The organism is Streptomyces gamaensis (assembly GCF_042656465.1).
GTDB classification, from domain to species: Bacteria; Actinomycetota; Actinomycetes; order Streptomycetales; family Streptomycetaceae; genus Streptomyces; species Streptomyces gamaensis.
Genome location: NZ_JBHSPB010000001.1, coordinates 512,895 through 526,519, shown reverse-complemented (window position 1 = coordinate 526,519; position 13,625 = coordinate 512,895). Strand labels below are relative to the sequence as shown.

General features: G+C 74.0%; 13 protein-coding genes. 4 read left to right on the top strand and 9 right to left on the bottom strand.

Annotated elements, in window-relative coordinates; genetic code table 11:
* Positions 1–79 precede the first annotated feature (79 nt).
* Together ACFP1Z_RS02350 and ACFP1Z_RS02345 are read right to left on the bottom strand one after the other, a co-directional pair.
* Positions 80–901: a purine-nucleoside phosphorylase gene (locus tag ACFP1Z_RS02350; RefSeq protein ID WP_390314007.1), complete on the bottom strand. Its 822-nt coding sequence runs from the start codon at positions 899–901 to the stop codon at positions 80–82.
* A 541-nt stretch (positions 902–1,442) separates the two neighbouring features.
* Positions 1,443–1,880 (bottom strand): gamma-glutamylcyclotransferase family protein, encoded by a 438-nt coding sequence (locus tag ACFP1Z_RS02345; RefSeq protein ID WP_390314006.1) that lies wholly within the window; start codon positions 1,878–1,880, stop codon positions 1,443–1,445.
* 198 nt (positions 1,881–2,078) lie between these two features.
* Here ACFP1Z_RS02345 and ACFP1Z_RS02340 point away from each other — a divergent pair, with 198 nt between their 5' ends.
* Complete coding sequence (locus ACFP1Z_RS02340; protein ID WP_390314005.1) at positions 2,079–3,527, top strand: NAD(P)H-quinone dehydrogenase; 1,449 nt, start codon at positions 2,079–2,081, stop codon at positions 3,525–3,527.
* Positions 3,528–3,725: 198 nt separating this feature from the next.
* Entirely contained in the window at positions 3,726–4,712 is a 987-nt protein-coding gene (locus tag ACFP1Z_RS02335; RefSeq protein ID WP_390314098.1) for a DeoR/GlpR family DNA-binding transcription regulator, read from the top strand.
* Between the two features lie 386 nt (positions 4,713–5,098).
* On the opposite strand, the gene ACFP1Z_RS02330 is transcribed toward ACFP1Z_RS02335, so the two are convergent.
* The 3 genes from ACFP1Z_RS02330 to ACFP1Z_RS02320 all read right to left on the bottom strand — a co-directional run bounded on the left by ACFP1Z_RS02330 (position 5,099) and on the right by ACFP1Z_RS02320 (position 8,764).
* Positions 5,099–5,704, bottom strand: coding sequence for a TetR/AcrR family transcriptional regulator (locus tag ACFP1Z_RS02330; protein ID WP_390314004.1), 606 nt, complete (start codon positions 5,702–5,704; stop codon positions 5,099–5,101).
* Positions 5,705–5,845: 141 nt separating this feature from the next.
* Positions 5,846–7,600 (bottom strand): acetyl/propionyl/methylcrotonyl-CoA carboxylase subunit alpha, encoded by a 1,755-nt coding sequence (locus tag ACFP1Z_RS02325; RefSeq protein ID WP_390314003.1) that lies wholly within the window; start codon positions 7,598–7,600, stop codon positions 5,846–5,848.
* Between the two features lie 402 nt (positions 7,601–8,002).
* Positions 8,003–8,764 (bottom strand): IclR family transcriptional regulator, encoded by a 762-nt coding sequence (locus ACFP1Z_RS02320; RefSeq protein WP_390314002.1) that lies wholly within the window; start codon positions 8,762–8,764, stop codon positions 8,003–8,005.
* Between the two features lie 352 nt (positions 8,765–9,116).
* Between ACFP1Z_RS02320 and ACFP1Z_RS02315 the strand changes: the two genes are divergently transcribed.
* Positions 9,117–9,413 (top strand): hypothetical protein, encoded by a 297-nt coding sequence (locus ACFP1Z_RS02315; RefSeq protein WP_390314001.1) that lies wholly within the window; start codon positions 9,117–9,119, stop codon positions 9,411–9,413.
* A 46-nt stretch (positions 9,414–9,459) separates the two neighbouring features.
* Here ACFP1Z_RS02315 and ACFP1Z_RS02310 read toward each other — a convergent pair whose 3' ends face one another.
* The 4 genes from ACFP1Z_RS02310 to ACFP1Z_RS02295 form a co-directional block, all read right to left on the bottom strand.
* Complete coding sequence (locus ACFP1Z_RS02310) at positions 9,460–10,071, bottom strand: Maf family protein (protein ID WP_390314000.1); 612 nt, start codon at positions 10,069–10,071, stop codon at positions 9,460–9,462.
* A 58-nt stretch (positions 10,072–10,129) separates the two neighbouring features.
* The gene (gene mmpB / locus ACFP1Z_RS02305) at positions 10,130–10,258 is read right to left on the bottom strand and encodes a morphogenic membrane protein MmpB (protein WP_390313999.1); all 129 of its coding nucleotides are present in this window, start codon (positions 10,256–10,258) and stop codon (positions 10,130–10,132) included.
* A 112-nt stretch (positions 10,259–10,370) separates the two neighbouring features.
* Positions 10,371–10,583, bottom strand: coding sequence for an acyl-CoA carboxylase epsilon subunit (locus ACFP1Z_RS02300; protein WP_390313998.1), 213 nt, complete (start codon positions 10,581–10,583; stop codon positions 10,371–10,373).
* A gap of 22 nt (positions 10,584–10,605) precedes the next feature.
* Positions 10,606–12,225 carry an acyl-CoA carboxylase subunit beta gene (locus ACFP1Z_RS02295; RefSeq protein ID WP_390313997.1) on the bottom strand — a complete coding sequence of 540 codons (1,620 nt, stop codon included), beginning with the start codon at positions 12,223–12,225 and terminating at the stop codon, positions 10,606–10,608.
* A gap of 545 nt (positions 12,226–12,770) precedes the next feature.
* On the opposite strand from ACFP1Z_RS02295, the gene ACFP1Z_RS02290 reads away from it, so the two are divergent.
* Positions 12,771–13,619, top strand: coding sequence for a biotin--[acetyl-CoA-carboxylase] ligase (locus tag ACFP1Z_RS02290; RefSeq protein ID WP_390313996.1), 849 nt, complete (start codon positions 12,771–12,773; stop codon positions 13,617–13,619).
* Positions 13,620–13,625 lie beyond the last annotated feature (6 nt).

Genomic DNA, 13,625 nt, shown 5'->3' with positions numbered 1-13,625 from the left:
ACCGCAAATCACACCCCCGTACTCCGTACGGGGGTGTGATGGGTGTGCGCGGGATACGCCGCCGCGTGCGGCGGGACCGTCAGAGCTTGGGCAGCACCTGGGCGAGCAGGGCACCCATCTGCACGGCCGAGTCACGGCCGGCCTGGAGCACTTCCTCGTGGTTGAGGGGCTCGCCGGTCATGCCCGCGGCCAGGTTGGTGACCAGGGAGATGCCCAGGACCTCGGCGCCCGCCTCGCGGGCCGCGATGGCCTCCAGCGTGGTGGACATGCCGACGAGGTCGGCGCCCAGCGTGCGGGCCATGCGGACCTCGGCCGGGGTCTCGTAGTGCGGGCCGGGGAACTGCGCGTAGACGCCCTCTTCGAGGGTCGGGTCGACCTCCTTGCACAGGGTGCGCAGGCGCTCCGCGTACAGGTCGGTGAGGTCGACGAAGTTCGCGCCGACGATCGGGGAGGTCGCGGTGAGGTTGATGTGGTCGCTGATCAGCACCGGCTGGCCCGGGCGCATGCCGTCGCGCAGGCCGCCGCAGCCGTTGGTCAGCACGACGGTCTTGCAGCCGGCGGCGACGGAGGTGCGCACCCCGTGCACGACGGCGGCGACGCCGCGGCCCTCGTAGTAGTGGGTACGGCCGAGGAAGACGAGCGCGCGCTTCTCGCCCACCTTGTACGAGCGGACCGTGCCCGCGTGGCCCGCGACGGCGGCGGCGGAGAAGCCGGGGAGCTCGGTGACCGGGAATTCGGCCTCGGGGGTACCGAGGGCATCGGTGGCGGGGACCCAGCCGGAGCCCATGACCAGGGCGACGTCGTGGGTCTCGGCGCCCGTGAGCTCACGCAGACGGGCGGCGGCGGCGTCGGCCGCGGCGTACGGGTCGGCCTGGAGGTCCGGAGTAACTGAAGCGTTCACGCCGTCGAGGGTAGCGGCTCTTTGCCTACGCGCGTAGATGTGCTTGGTGACGGAGTTCGGATTGTTGCCTTGTGGCTTTTGTCGGGGCTGGTGCGGTTGCGCTGCGCGCGTGGCAGGGTCCGGGTCACCCGGAACGGGCCGGCTGGCGCCGGGGCATCGGTAGACCGGTTGCCCGTGTGGGGGCGGCTGCGCGGTGCTGCGGGTGCTGGTGGAGCCTGTCGGAGGGGGGCGGTGGTTCCGGGGCAGGCCGGTTGCTTGTGCGGGGGCGGGCTGCGCAGTGCTGCGGGTGTTGGTGGAGACCGTCGGAGTGGGCCGGCTGCCGCCGGGGCACCGGCAGATCGGTTGCCCGTGCGGGGTCGGACTGCGCGTGTTCCGGGTGCTGGTGGAGCCCGTGAGTGCGCCGGCTGCCGCCGGGGTACTGGCAGGCCGGTTGCTCGTGCGGGGCCGGGCTGCGCGGTGCTGGTGGAGCCCCTCGGAGAGGGGCGGTCGCCGCCGGTGCGCCCAAGGTTCCGGGCGCGCCGGGAATCCGCTGCCCCTGCGGCTAGCAGGGCCGTTTGCGCAGTTCCATGACGTAGTCGTGCGGGGCGCCCGCCGATTCCGCGGCGTCGGCGATCTCGCCGAGGTAGCGGGCGGAGGGCAGGCCGCCCTCGTAGCCGTTGAGGACGTAGATCCAGGCCGGCTCCTCGCCGTCCAGGGTGTCCACGCGCACCTTCAGCCGGCGGTAGATGTCGAGGCCGGCGCCCTCCCAGCGGTCCATCGACTCCTCGTCCATCGGGGCGATGTCGTAGAGCGCGACGAAGACCTGGGAGCCGGGCTCCTCGACGACCGTCGCCAGCGCGCCCTCCCAGCCCAGCTGCTCCCCGCCGAAGGTCAGCCGCCAGCCGTTGAGCCAGCCGGTCCCGCGCAGCGGGGAGTGGGGCGCGCGGCGGGACATCAGCCGCGCATCGAGGTTGCCGGCGTAGGCGGCGTAGAGCGACATGGTTCCGAGGGTACGGGAGTGAGGCGGGACGGCATTTGGGATGGCAGGCTCGAAGGGAGGTTCGTCCTGAACCTCCGGCCGGTCCTCGTACGGATTTCCTGGGGACAGACCCGGGGAAATCACCGGCGATCCGGCGGGATCCGGCAGGAACGCCCGCCACGGGGCCCCGGAAGAAGTCGCTTTGATGGGTGCGGGACAATGGAGTACGTGACTCGGATCGTGATCATCGGTGGCGGACCCGGCGGCTACGAGGCGGCGCTGGTGGCCGCTCAGCTCGGGGCGGAGGTGACCGTCGTCGACTGCGACGGTCTGGGCGGGGCGTCGGTGCTCACCGACTGCGTGCCGTCGAAGACGCTCATTGCGACGGCCGAGGTCATGACGACCTTCGACTCCTCGCACGAGGAGCTGGGCATCTCGGTCGGCGAGGAGGCCCCGGCCGAGAGCCGGCTCATCGGGGTGGAGCTGGGCAAGGTCAACCGCCGCGTCAAACGTCTGGCGCTGGCCCAGTCGCACGACATCACCGCCTCTGTCACCCGTGCGGGTGCCCGCGTACTGCGCGGTCGTGGCCGGCTGGAGCCGAACCAGAACCCGGACGGCTCGCGCAACGTCGTCGTGCGGGCCGCGGACGGCACCGAGGAGACGCTCACCGCCGACGCCGTGCTCGTCGCGACGGGGGCGCACCCCCGGGAGATCCCGGACGCGCAGCCGGACGGCGAGCGGATCCTGAACTGGATGCAGGTCTACGACCTCGACGAGCTCCCCGAGGAGCTGATCGTGGTCGGTTCCGGTGTCACCGGCGCGGAGTTCGCGGGCGCGTACCAGGCGCTGGGCTCGAAGGTGACGCTGGTCTCCAGCCGTGACCGGGTGCTGCCGGGCGAGGACCCGGACGCGGCGGCCGTGCTGGAGGACGTCTTCCGGCGGCGCGGGATGAACGTGATGGCGCGCTCGCGCGCGCAGTCCGCCAAGCGGGTCGGGGACCGGGTGGAGGTGACGCTCGCCGACGGCCGTGTCATCACCGGTACGCACTGCCTGATGGCGGTGGGCTCGATCCCGAACACGGCCGGCATCGGGCTGGAGGAGTCCGGGGTGCGGCTGAAGGAGTCCGGGCACATCTGGACGGACCGCGTCTCGCGCACCAGCGCCCCGGGCGTCTACGCGGCCGGCGACTGCACCGGGGTGCTGCCGCTCGCCTCGGTCGCGGCGATGCAGGGGCGGATCGCGATGTACCACTTCCTGGGTGACGCGGTGGCCCCGCTCAATCTCAAGGCGGTATCCGCGAACGTATTTACGGATCCGGAGATTGCGACGGTCGGGTACACCCAGGCCGATGTCGACGCCGGCCGCATTGACGCCCGTATGGTGAAGCTGCCGCTGTTGCGGAATCCGCGTGCCAAGATGCAGGGCATCCGGGACGGTTTCGTGAAGATGTTCTGCCGTCCGGGAACGGGAATCGTGGTCGGCGGTGTCGTGGTCGCCCCCCGTGCGAGCGAACTGATTCACCCCATTTCGATTGCGGTCGACAACAACCTCACGGTCGAGCAGATCGCGAACGCGTTCACCGTGTACCCCTCGCTGTCCGGCTCGTTGGCCGAGGTGGCACGGCAGTTGCACACCAGGGGTATGCAGCAGGCGCAGCGCGAGGCGTAGCGCGGGCGCGGCCCCGGCCCGTACGGGGCGCGGCGGGGGAGCGGTGGCGCACCGTGATCTCCCGCCGCTCCTATACCACTTCGCGCGTTGCGTAGCGGACAACTTCCGTTAATTGCTGCAACCTGCTGAAAACGGATGGCTGTTGGCGTTACTGTCGGTTTCGTGTTCGCTGCAGAACGTCGTCAATTGATCCTCGAAATGGTGCGGGCCAACGGGGCGGTTTCGCTCCGTGAGCTCGCCCGTGTCGTCCAGACCTCCGAAGTGACCGTACGGCGGGACGTGCGGGCACTGGAGGCAGAAGGACTGCTCGACCGCCGGCACGGCGGTGCGGTGCTGCCGGGCGGCTTCACCCGCGAGTCCGGCTTCCCGCAGAAATCCCATCTAGCGACCGCCGAGAAGACGGCCATCGCCGATCTCGCGGCGAGCTTCGTCGAAGAGGGCGAGGCCGTCGTCGTCGGCGCCGGTACGACCACGCAGGAGCTGGCCCGCCGGCTCGCGCGCGTACCGGGACTGACCGTGGTGACCAACTCCCTGCTCGTGGCCCAGGCGTTGGCCCATGCCAACCGGGTCGAGGTCGTCATGACCGGTGGCACCCTGCGCGGCTCCAACTACGCCCTGGTGGGCAGCGGTGCCGAGCAGTCCCTGCACGGGCTGCGGGTCACCCGGGCCTTCCTGTCGGGCAGCGGACTGACCGCCGAGCGCGGCCTGTCCACGTCCAACATGCTCTCCGCGAGCGTGGACCGGGCGCTGGTGCAGGCCGCGGCGGAGGTCGTGGTGCTCGCGGACCACACGAAGCTGGGCACCGACACGATGTTCCAGACGGTGCCCACGGATGTGATCACCCGGCTGGTGACGGACGAGCCGCCCGGCCACGACGAGCGGGCCGGCACGGAGTTGCAGGCCCTCGCCGACCAGGGGGTGCACATCTCGGTCGCCGGGCCGGGCGCCGCCGTCGGCGGGCCCGCTGGGGCGGCGGGGATGCCGGGCGGCGGGGAGGCGGTGGAGCGGGCCCGTCGCCGTGACGTCCCGCTGCCGGGCCAGCGCCGCACCCATCCCCTGGGCCCCGGCCAGCCGCCGGGCCCGGTCCAGGGCGGCCCGCCCGGCCCTCCGCAGCTGCGCAGCGCGGTCCCGCTCGGGGAGGCCCCGACGGCCCGTGTGGCGGACCTGGCGCCGCGCAGGCGCTGACGGTTGGCGCTGCCGCGCGGGGTCGGGGCCGGTGCGGCGCCCGCCGCACCGCCCGGGCCCGGCGTACGGGCGCGCGTGGGCCGGCCCGGCCCCGGGGAAGGTCCCCGTGGGGCACCGGCCGCGCCCCGGCGGCCGGTCCCCGCGCACCGGGCGCCGGGCGCCGCCGCCTCAGCCGGGCTCCCGCGCCGGCGGGGTCGGTCCGGTGTCCGTACGGCGGGGTGCGGTCCGCGTGTCGGCGGGGTGCGGTGTCGGCTCCGGGTGCCGCGAGGCCGCAAGGCCCGGCGTCTGTCCGGGCGTCGGGGGCCGGTGTCCGTACGGCGGGGTGCGGTACGCGCCATCGGCGAGGGTGACGTCGGTGCCCGGCCCTGCGGGCCGGCGGGGCACGCTCAGCCGCAGTCCGCGTCCTGGCGGGCCTTGAGGCCGGTGAGGGTGAGGAAGAGGAGGCGGTCGGCCAACTCCGGGTCGTCCGGGGACTGTTCGGCCGCCAGCGAGATCGCGTTGGTCAGCTGCATCAGATCGGTGATGCCCACGTCCGCGCGGACGGCCCCGGCCCGCTGCGCGCGGGCGAGCAGCGTGCTGCCCGCCTCCCGCATCGGCAGGCTGCACCGTGACAGCGCGGACGCCTCGTCGCACTGCGCGGCCATCAGCGCCCGGGACAGCCCCCGGTAGGTGCTCGCGTGCGCGACGATCGCCCGCAGCCACTCCACGAGCGCGCGGCACGGCTCGGGCGAGGCCAGCAGTTCCCGGGAGCGCGCGAGCAGCCCGTCGACCTCGCCCTGGAAGACGGCGCTCATCAGGGCCGTGCGGTTGGGGAAGTGACGGTAGAGGGTGCCGATGCCGACCCCGGCCCGGCGGGCGATGTCCTCCAGGGAGGCGTCCGTACCGTGCTCGGTGAACGCCGTGCGCGCCTCCGCCAGCAGCCGCTCGTAGTTGCGGCGGGCGTCCGCGCGCATGGGGCGTGGTGGTGACACCTGCGTGATCTCCGTGGCCATCTGCCGTCGATCCTCCCTGTCGCTCCCCGCCCATCAAGAATGCCACCGCCCGCCGGCTGCCCGGCGCCGCGCGTACGGCCGCGGGCCCCGGCCGGGAGGGGTCTCGGCCGGGGCCCGCGGTGGACGGACGTGCGGGGTCGCTCAGTCCTTGATCTCGCAGATGACGGCGCCGGAGGAGACGGAGGCGCCGACCTCGGCGGTGATGCTCTTGACGGTGCCCGCGCGGTGGGCGTTGATGGGCTGCTCCATCTTCATGGCCTCCAGGACCACGATCAGGTCCCCGGCGGCGACCTCCTGGCCCTCCTCGACGGCGACCTTGACGATGGTGCCCTGCATGGGCGAGGTCAGCGCGTCGCCGGAGGCGGCGGAGCCGGCCTTCCTGGCCGCGCGGCGCTTGGGCTTGGCACCGCCCGCCGCGGCGGTGCGGGCGAGGGTCATGCCCAGCGAGGACGGCAGGGAGACCTCCAGCCGCTTGCCGCCGACCTCGACGACGACGGTCTCGCGGCCCGGGGCCTCCTCGTCCTCCTCGGCCGTCTGGCCCGCGAACGGCGGGATCTCGTTGACGAACTCGGTTTCGATCCACCGGGTGTGGACGGAGAACGGCTCCGAGGCGAAGGCCGGGTCGGCGACGACGGCCCGGTGGAAGGGGATCGCGGTGGCCATGCCCTCGATGCGGAACTCCGCCAGCGCCCGGGCGGCCCGCCGCAGCGCCTGCTCACGGGTGGCGCCGGTGATGATCAGCTTCGCGAGCAGCGAGTCCCAGGCGGGGCCGATGACGCTGCCGGTCTCCACGCCCGCGTCCAGCCGCACGCCCGGGCCGGCCGGCGGGGCGAAGGCGGTGACGGTGCCGGGGGCGGGCAGGAAGCCCCGGCCCGGGTCCTCGCCGTTGATGCGGAACTCGAAGGAGTGACCGCGCAGCGGCGGGTCGTCGTAGCCGAGCTCCTCGCCGTCGGCGATACGGAACATCTCCCGCACCAGGTCGAGGCCGGTGACCTCCTCGGTGACCGGGTGCTCCACCTGCAGCCGGGTGTTGACCTCCAGGAAGGAGATGGTGCCGTCCTGGCCGACGAGGAACTCGCAGGTGCCGGCGCCGACATAGCCGGCCTCGCGCAGGATCGCCTTCGAGGCGCGGTACAGCTCGGCGTTCTGCTCGTCCGTCAGGAAGGGGGCCGGGGCCTCCTCGACGAGCTTCTGGTGGCGGCGCTGCAGGGAGCAGTCGCGGGTGGAGACCACAACGACATTGCCGTGGGTGTCGGCCAGGCACTGGGTCTCGACGTGGCGCGGCCGGTCGAGATAGCGCTCGACGAAGCACTCGCCGCGGCCGAAGGCGGCCACGGCCTCGCGGACGGCCGAGTCGTAGAGCTCGGGCACCTCTTCGAGGGTGCGGGCGACCTTCAGACCGCGGCCGCCGCCGCCGAAGGCCGCCTTGATGGCGATGGGCAGACCGTGCTCGCGGGCGAAGGCGACGACCTCCTCGGCCCCGGAGACCGGGTCGGGGGTGCCGGCGACGAGGGGGGCGCCCGCGCGCTGGGCGATGTGCCGGGCGGCGACCTTGTCACCGAGGTCGCGGATGGCCTGCGGGGGCGGGCCGATCCAGGTCAGGCCCGCGTCGATGACGGCCTGGGCGAAGTCGGCGTTCTCGGAGAGGAAGCCGTAGCCGGGGTGGACGGCGTCGGCCCCGGACTCGGCCGCCGCGGCGAGGACCTTGGCCGCGTCCAGGTAGCTGGTGGCCGGGGTGTCGCCGCCCAGTGCGTACGCCTCGTCGGCAGCGCGGACATGCAGCGCGTCGCGGTCGGGGTCGGCGTAGACCGCCACACTGGCGATCCCGGCATCCCGGCAGGCACGAGCGACGCGGACAGCGATTTCGCCACGGTTGGCGATGAGCACCTTGCGCACGACGGTTCCTTCCTTGGCGCTGCGCCGCAACAAATGAACAGGCGCGAGTTTAGGTACTGGCGACACCCCGTGCCGACCCGACTCCCGAAGTGACCTTGCCCACACGGAGCGTGCACCGGGCCTCCGGCCCGGGTGCGTCACCCCGGTTTTTCCCACGGTACGCCGGGCGGGGCGGCCCTCGGTGGCGGTCCGGTGCGGCCGGGGTCCCGGCGGTCGGCCGGGAGGAGAGGTGAGCATTCTTTGTCGGGTCCCTACGAACGGGGGGTGCAAAGTTTGCGGGCCGGCGAACGGCGCCGACGGCCCCCGCACCGATGAATACCCGCGGGTAGCGATCCAGATGTACGGGCCCGCACCATCCGGACCCGGCGCTTCCGTGCACGGCACGGCACATCCGCGGCCGCCTCAGTGCGCCGTTGCCGCCCCGTGCGCCCCGTCCGCCGTCAACCGGGCTGCCTCCGCGGCCACTTGGCGCAGGGTACGGGTCAGCCGCGTACGGTGCCGGCGGAAGTCCTCCAGCGGCAGCGCCGCCGAGACGGCCGTACGCGCCCCGCCCGGCACCGGTACGGGCACCGCCACACAGGCCACACCCGGCGCGCACTCCTCGATCTCCACCGCGACGCCCTCCCGGCGCACCCGCAGCAGCTGCGCGTCCAACTGCTCGGGCGAGGTGACGGTGCGGGGCGTGATGGCGCGCATGCCCGCCTGCGCCAGATAGCGCTGCCGGGCCGCCCGGGGCAGCGCGGAGAGCAGCACCTTGCCGTGGGCGGTGGCGTGCGCGGCCTCGTCCCGGCCGACGGTGAAGCCGCCGGTGGCGGGGGAGCGGTGCGCGGCCGTCGCGAGGACGGCGATGTCCCCGCCGAGGTAGCTGCTGTAGTAGGTGTCCGCGCCGACGGCCCGCCGGGCGCGCAGCAGCAGCTCGTGCAGGGCGTCGTCGGTGCGGGTCTGCCGCTGGAAGGCGCGGTGCAGTACCGGCACGCGCGGGCCCAGCGCGTAGCCGGCGCTCGTGCGGACCACGTGCCCGCGCTCGGCCAGGGCGCCCAGCAGCTCGTAGACCGTGGACAGCCCGCAGCCCAGCCGGCGGGCCAGCGCCTTGGCGGGCAGCGGCCCGTCGGCGGCGGCGACGGCGTCGAGGGCGTCCAGGGCGCGGTCCAGGGACTGCGACATGAGGGGGCGGGCTCCTTGGCTCTGCTCGGTCCGTGCCGCCGGTGCGGCCCGGGAGGCTCTACGACCGGGACTGACCCCTGAAGCTTCGCACAGCCGCCCCGGGGCCCGTCGGCACTCGACGGGGGCGGGCCACGCGGCGGTGCGCCGGCCCTTGGGCCGAAGCACGTCCCCTGCGGGCAAGTGGGTAACTGCTGTGACAGCTGGGGGTGTTGGGAACCTGTGGCCCGTGACGCGGCGCGGCGGTCACGGCTTCGCGCGCGGGCGCCGGACACGGCCCGCGCATCTTGGGGCCGGACCACCCCGAGTGGCCCAAGCGACGGTGACCGCGCCGCGCCGACCTCGTTGGGGAGGCATGATCAAGCGCATTGCAGCTGCCGCCGCCCTCACCGGCGCCGCCCTCACGATGACCGCCACCGCCGCCTCGGCCGCGCCCATGCCGCACACCCCGACCTCGAACGCCGGCGACGTCTTCGCGCCTCCGGCGCCGCCGGAGGCCGTCACCCCGCCCAAGGAACCGCCCACGAGCATCCACCCGGGCGCCACCAAGGAGCTGGAGAAGCTCAACCAGCTCAAGCAGATGCAGCAGATCGAGAAACTGGGGCAGCTGACCGGGCTCGTGCAGCCGATCGTCGGACTGCTGCCGCTCTAGGCCGAGCGCTCAGCGGCCCCCGCGCGCCCGGGCCGCCCCCACCGCCTCACCGCCACAGATCGGTGATCGCGACGCCCAGTTCGGCGAGCAGGGTGCGCAGCAGGGGGAGCGAGAGCCCGATCACGTTCCCGTGGTCGCCGTCGATGCCGTCGATGAAGGGCGCGCAGCGGCCGTCGAGCGTGAACGCCCCGGCCACGTACAGCGGTTCACCGGTGGCGACATAGGCCGCGATCTCGTCGTCGCCGGGCTCCCCGAACCGCACCGTGGTGGAGGCGGTCGCGGACACCTGTCGGCCGTCGGCCGTATCGATCAGGCAGTGGCCGGTCCGGAGCACGCCGGACCGGCCACGCATGCTCTTCCAGCGGGCGATGGCGTCCTCGGCGTCGCGCGGCTTGCCCAGCGCCTGCCCGTCCAGCTCCAGCACCGAGTCGCAGCCGACGACGAGGGCCCCGGCCGCCTCCGGGCGGGCGGCGACCGCCTCGGCCTTGGCCACCGCCAGCAGCCGGGCCAGCTCGGCCGGGGACGCGGCCGTGACGCCGTCCTCGTCCACCCCGCTGACGATCACCTCGGGGTCCAGGCCCGCGGCCCTGAGCAGGCCGAGGCGGGCGGGGGAGGCGGAGGCGAGGACGAGACGGCGCGCGGTGGTCATGCCCGCCATCGTAAAGGCGCCCGTCACCCGCCGGGAGCGGCCTCCGGCAGAGGACCCGGCGGTCCGCTCAGGGCGCGCCGAGCACCAGCAGATAGACGATCACGGCGATCGCCAGCAGCAGTCCCGCCCGTCGCACCATCGCCTGCGCGGCACGCAGCTCCTCGGGGGGTTCGTCGGGCGGGTCGGACCACAGCATGATTCCGATGGTCGCGCCCGGGGGCCGTACCGCGCCTGAGTACCCGTACTCAGGCGCGGGGCACGGTCGTACGGTCCGGGGGCCCCGCCCGGGGGCGCGCACCCCGGGGGAGTCACGCCGGCCAGTACGCCGTGCGCCAGGCGCGCGGGCCCGGGCGCGGGGTGCGCGCGGCGGCCAGCCGCCGGGCCGGGTCGGCCCACTCGGCGCGCGCGCCACCCGCGCCCGCGCCCCCGCCCCGCCGGCCCGCCGCCGCGCGCGCCTGGACCACCGCCAGGGCGGCGGCCAGCTCCTCCGGGGTCGGGTTGCCCCGCACCACCTTGATCATCACGTGGACCCCTCCTCGGCGGCTACAGCGGGATGTTGCCGTGCTTCTTCGGCGGCAGCGCCTCGCGCTTGTCGCGCAGCGCGCGCAGCCCGCGCACGATGTGCCGGCGCGTCTCGTGCGGCATGACCACCGCGTCGACGTAACCGCGCTCGGCGGCCTCGTACGGGTTGAGCAGCGCGTCCTCGTAGTCCGCGATCAGCCGGGCGCGCAGCTCCTCCTGCTCCTCGGGCGTCTGCGCCTCGGCGAGCGTGCGCCGGTGCAGGATGTTGACCGCGCCCTGCGCGCCCATCACCGCGATCTGGGCGGTCGGCCAGGCCAGATTGAGGTCCGCGCCCAGGTGCTTGGAGCCCATCACGTCGTACGCGCCGCCGAACGCCTTGCGCGTGATCACCGTGATCAGCGGAACCGTGGCCTCCGCGTAGGCGTAGATCAGTTTGGCGCCGCGCCGGATGATGCCGTTGTACTCCTGGTCCGTGCCCGGCAGGAAACCGGGGACGTCCACGAAGGTGAGCACCGGCACGTTGAACGCGTCGCAGGTGCGCACGAACCGGGCCGCCTTCTCACTGGCGTTGATGTCCAGGCAACCGGCGAACTGCAGCGGCTGGTTGGCGACGACGCCGACCGGCCGGCCCTCCACCCGCCCGAAGCCGGTGATCATGTTCGGCGCGAACAGCGCCTGCGTCTCCAGGAATTCGCCGTCGTCCAGGACGTGCTCGACGACACTGTGCATGTCGTAGGGCTGGTTCGCGGAGTCCGGGACGAGGACGTCCAGTTCGCGGTCGGCGTCCGAGACCGCGAGGTCCGCCTCCTCCGGGAAGGCCGGCGGCTCGGAGAGGTTGTTCGACGGCAGGTACGACAGCAGCGCCTTGACGTAGTCGATCGCGTCCTTCTCGTCGCCCGCCATGTGGTGGGCCACGCCCGAGGTCGCGTTGTGCGTACGGGCGCCGCCCAGCTCCTCGAAGCCCACGTCCTCGCCCGTGACCGTCTTGATGACATCGGGTCCGGTGATGAACATGTGCGAGGTCTGGTCCACCATCACCGTGAAGTCGGTGATCGCCGGGGAGTAGACCGCGCCGCCCGCGCACGGGCCGACGACCAGGGAGATCTGCGGGATCACCCCGGAGGCCAGGGTGTTGCGGCGGAAGATCTCCCCGTACATGCCCAGCGAGACCACGCCCTCCTGGATACGGGCGCCGCCGGAGTCGTTGATGCCGACGACCGGGCAGCCGGTCTTCAGCGCGAACTCCATCACCTTGACGATCTTCTCGCCGAAGACGCCGCCCAGGGCCCCGCCGAAGACCGTGAAGTCCTGCGAGAAGACCGCGACCGGGCGGCCGTCGACGGTGCCGTAGCCGGTCACCACGCCGTCCCCGTACGGGCGGTTGGCCTCCAGGCCGAAACCGGTCGAACGGTGCCGGGCGAGCTCGTCCAGCTCGACGAAGGAGTCCGGGTCCAGCAGCAGCGCGATCCGCTCGCGCGCCGTCAACTTCCCCTTCGCGTGCTGCTTTTCCACCGCCCTGGCCGAGCCGGCGTGCGTGGCCTCCTCGATCCGGCGCTGCAGATCGGCGAGCTTGCCCGCGGTGGTGTGGATGTCGATGCCGCCGGCGGGACCGCCGGCGGGGGAGACGTCTGGCTCGGCCATCGGGATGCGGCTCCTGCTCGTCCCTAGGGGGTGGGCTGACTGGGGCTACTGGTTCGTAGCGTATCCGCGCGGATGCGTTGCGGCAGTGCGTCGTTGGCCACACCGCGGCCCGCCCCTCCCGGGGCGTCAGACGGGGCTCCGGCGGGCCGGGTTGGGCGCGCGTGCGGGGGGAGCCTCGCGGCTGCGTGATGTCTCCGTGGGACGGGCGTTTCCGGTGGCCGGGTAGTCGCCGGGTGGTGCCGCTGTCCGCTGCGTCGGCGTCTGCGTCGGCCGGCCCGTCGGCGCAGCGGCCCGGGCGCCTGGCGCCCCTTCCGCTCGTCCGGTGCACGGGAGGGGCGCTTTCTCCGGGCCGGGGCGCTGCCCCGCGACCGCCGGTGTCATCTGCCCGCGCGGTGACGCCGCCTGCCGCTCCGGCGCCGGGGCCGCTGCTTGCGCGGCGGGTGCCCGTCATGCCGTGCCGCCGCGCGGCAGGCGCTCTTCCCGGCGGGGCCCGGTGGCTGGTGCGCGTTCCGGGCCTTCCCCCGGCCGCCTCCTAAGGTGGCCGTATGACGTCCTCACGCTGGTCCGACCTCGACCGTCCTCCGCTCAACGCCGCCGCGCTGCGCCGCGCGCTCGTCCGGGAGGGCGGGCTGTGGACCTCCCTCGACGTGGTCGCCCGTACCGGCTCCACCAACTCCGACCTCGTCGCGCGGGCCGGGGACGGCGGCGAGGGCGCGGTCCTGGTCGCCGAGGAGCAGTCCGCCGGGCGCGGCCGCCTGGACCGCACCTGGTCGGCTCCCGCGCGCTCCGGGCTGTTCCTCTCCGTCCTGCTGCGGCCCGGCCCGGGCGTACCGCCCGAGCGCTGGGGCTGGCTGCCGCTGCTCGCCGGGGTCGCCACCGCCACCGCCCTGGCCCGCGCGGCCGGCGTCGACACGGCCCTGAAGTGGCCCAACGACCTGCTGGTGACCGTCGGCGGCGAGGAGCGCAAGGCCGGCGGCATCCTCGTCGAGCGGGCCGGTGACGCGGCCGTCGTCGGCATCGGCCTGAACGTCTCGCTGCGCGCCGACGAACTGCCCGTCCCGCAGGCCGGATCGCTCGCGCTCGCGGGCGCGCGTACCCTCGACCGCGATCCGCTGCTGCGCGCCGTGCTCCGCTCGCTGGAGCAGTGGTACGGCGACTGGCGGCGCTGCGGCGGCGACCCGGCGGTGAGCGGCCTGCAGGAGACGTACGCCGCCGGCTGCGCGACGCTGGGCCGTACCGTACGGGCCGAACTGCCCGGCGGGCGGGCCCTGACCGGTGAGGCGGTGGCCGTCGACGGCGACGGCCGGCTCGTACTCGCCACCGAGCGGGGGGTGCAGGAGCCCGTGGGCGCCGGCGACATCGTCCATCTGCGGCCCGCGCCGTCGGAAGAGTGAGCTACG

What these genes read in the sequence shown, in the direction of transcription:
- ACFP1Z_RS02320 (WP_390314002.1), bottom strand. Translation starts at nt 8,764, where the DNA reads ATGTCGCAGTCCCTGGACCGCGCCCTGGACGCCCTCGACGCCGTCGCC.
- ACFP1Z_RS02340 (WP_390314005.1), top strand. Translation starts at nt 2,079, where the DNA reads ATGGAGTACGTGACTCGGATCGTGATCATCGGTGGCGGACCCGGCGGC.
- ACFP1Z_RS02330 (WP_390314004.1), bottom strand. Translation starts at nt 5,704, where the DNA reads ATGGCCACGGAGATCACGCAGGTGTCACCACCACGCCCCATGCGCGCG.
- ACFP1Z_RS02290 (WP_390313996.1), top strand. Translation starts at nt 12,771, where the DNA reads ATGACGTCCTCACGCTGGTCCGACCTCGACCGTCCTCCGCTCAACGCC.
- ACFP1Z_RS02345 (WP_390314006.1), bottom strand. Translation starts at nt 1,880, where the DNA reads ATGTCGCTCTACGCCGCCTACGCCGGCAACCTCGATGCGCGGCTGATG.
- ACFP1Z_RS02335 (WP_390314098.1), top strand. Translation starts at nt 3,726, where the DNA reads ATGGTGCGGGCCAACGGGGCGGTTTCGCTCCGTGAGCTCGCCCGTGTC.
- mmpB (WP_390313999.1), bottom strand. Translation starts at nt 10,258, where the DNA reads ATGCTGTGGTCCGACCCGCCCGACGAACCCCCCGAGGAGCTGCGTGCC.
- ACFP1Z_RS02310 (WP_390314000.1), bottom strand. Translation starts at nt 10,071, where the DNA reads ATGGCGGGCATGACCACCGCGCGCCGTCTCGTCCTCGCCTCCGCCTCC.
- ACFP1Z_RS02300 (WP_390313998.1), bottom strand. Translation starts at nt 10,583, where the DNA reads ATGATCAAGGTGGTGCGGGGCAACCCGACCCCGGAGGAGCTGGCCGCC.
- ACFP1Z_RS02295 (WP_390313997.1), bottom strand. Translation starts at nt 12,225, where the DNA reads ATGGCCGAGCCAGACGTCTCCCCCGCCGGCGGTCCCGCCGGCGGCATC.
- ACFP1Z_RS02315 (WP_390314001.1), top strand. Translation starts at nt 9,117, where the DNA reads ATGATCAAGCGCATTGCAGCTGCCGCCGCCCTCACCGGCGCCGCCCTC.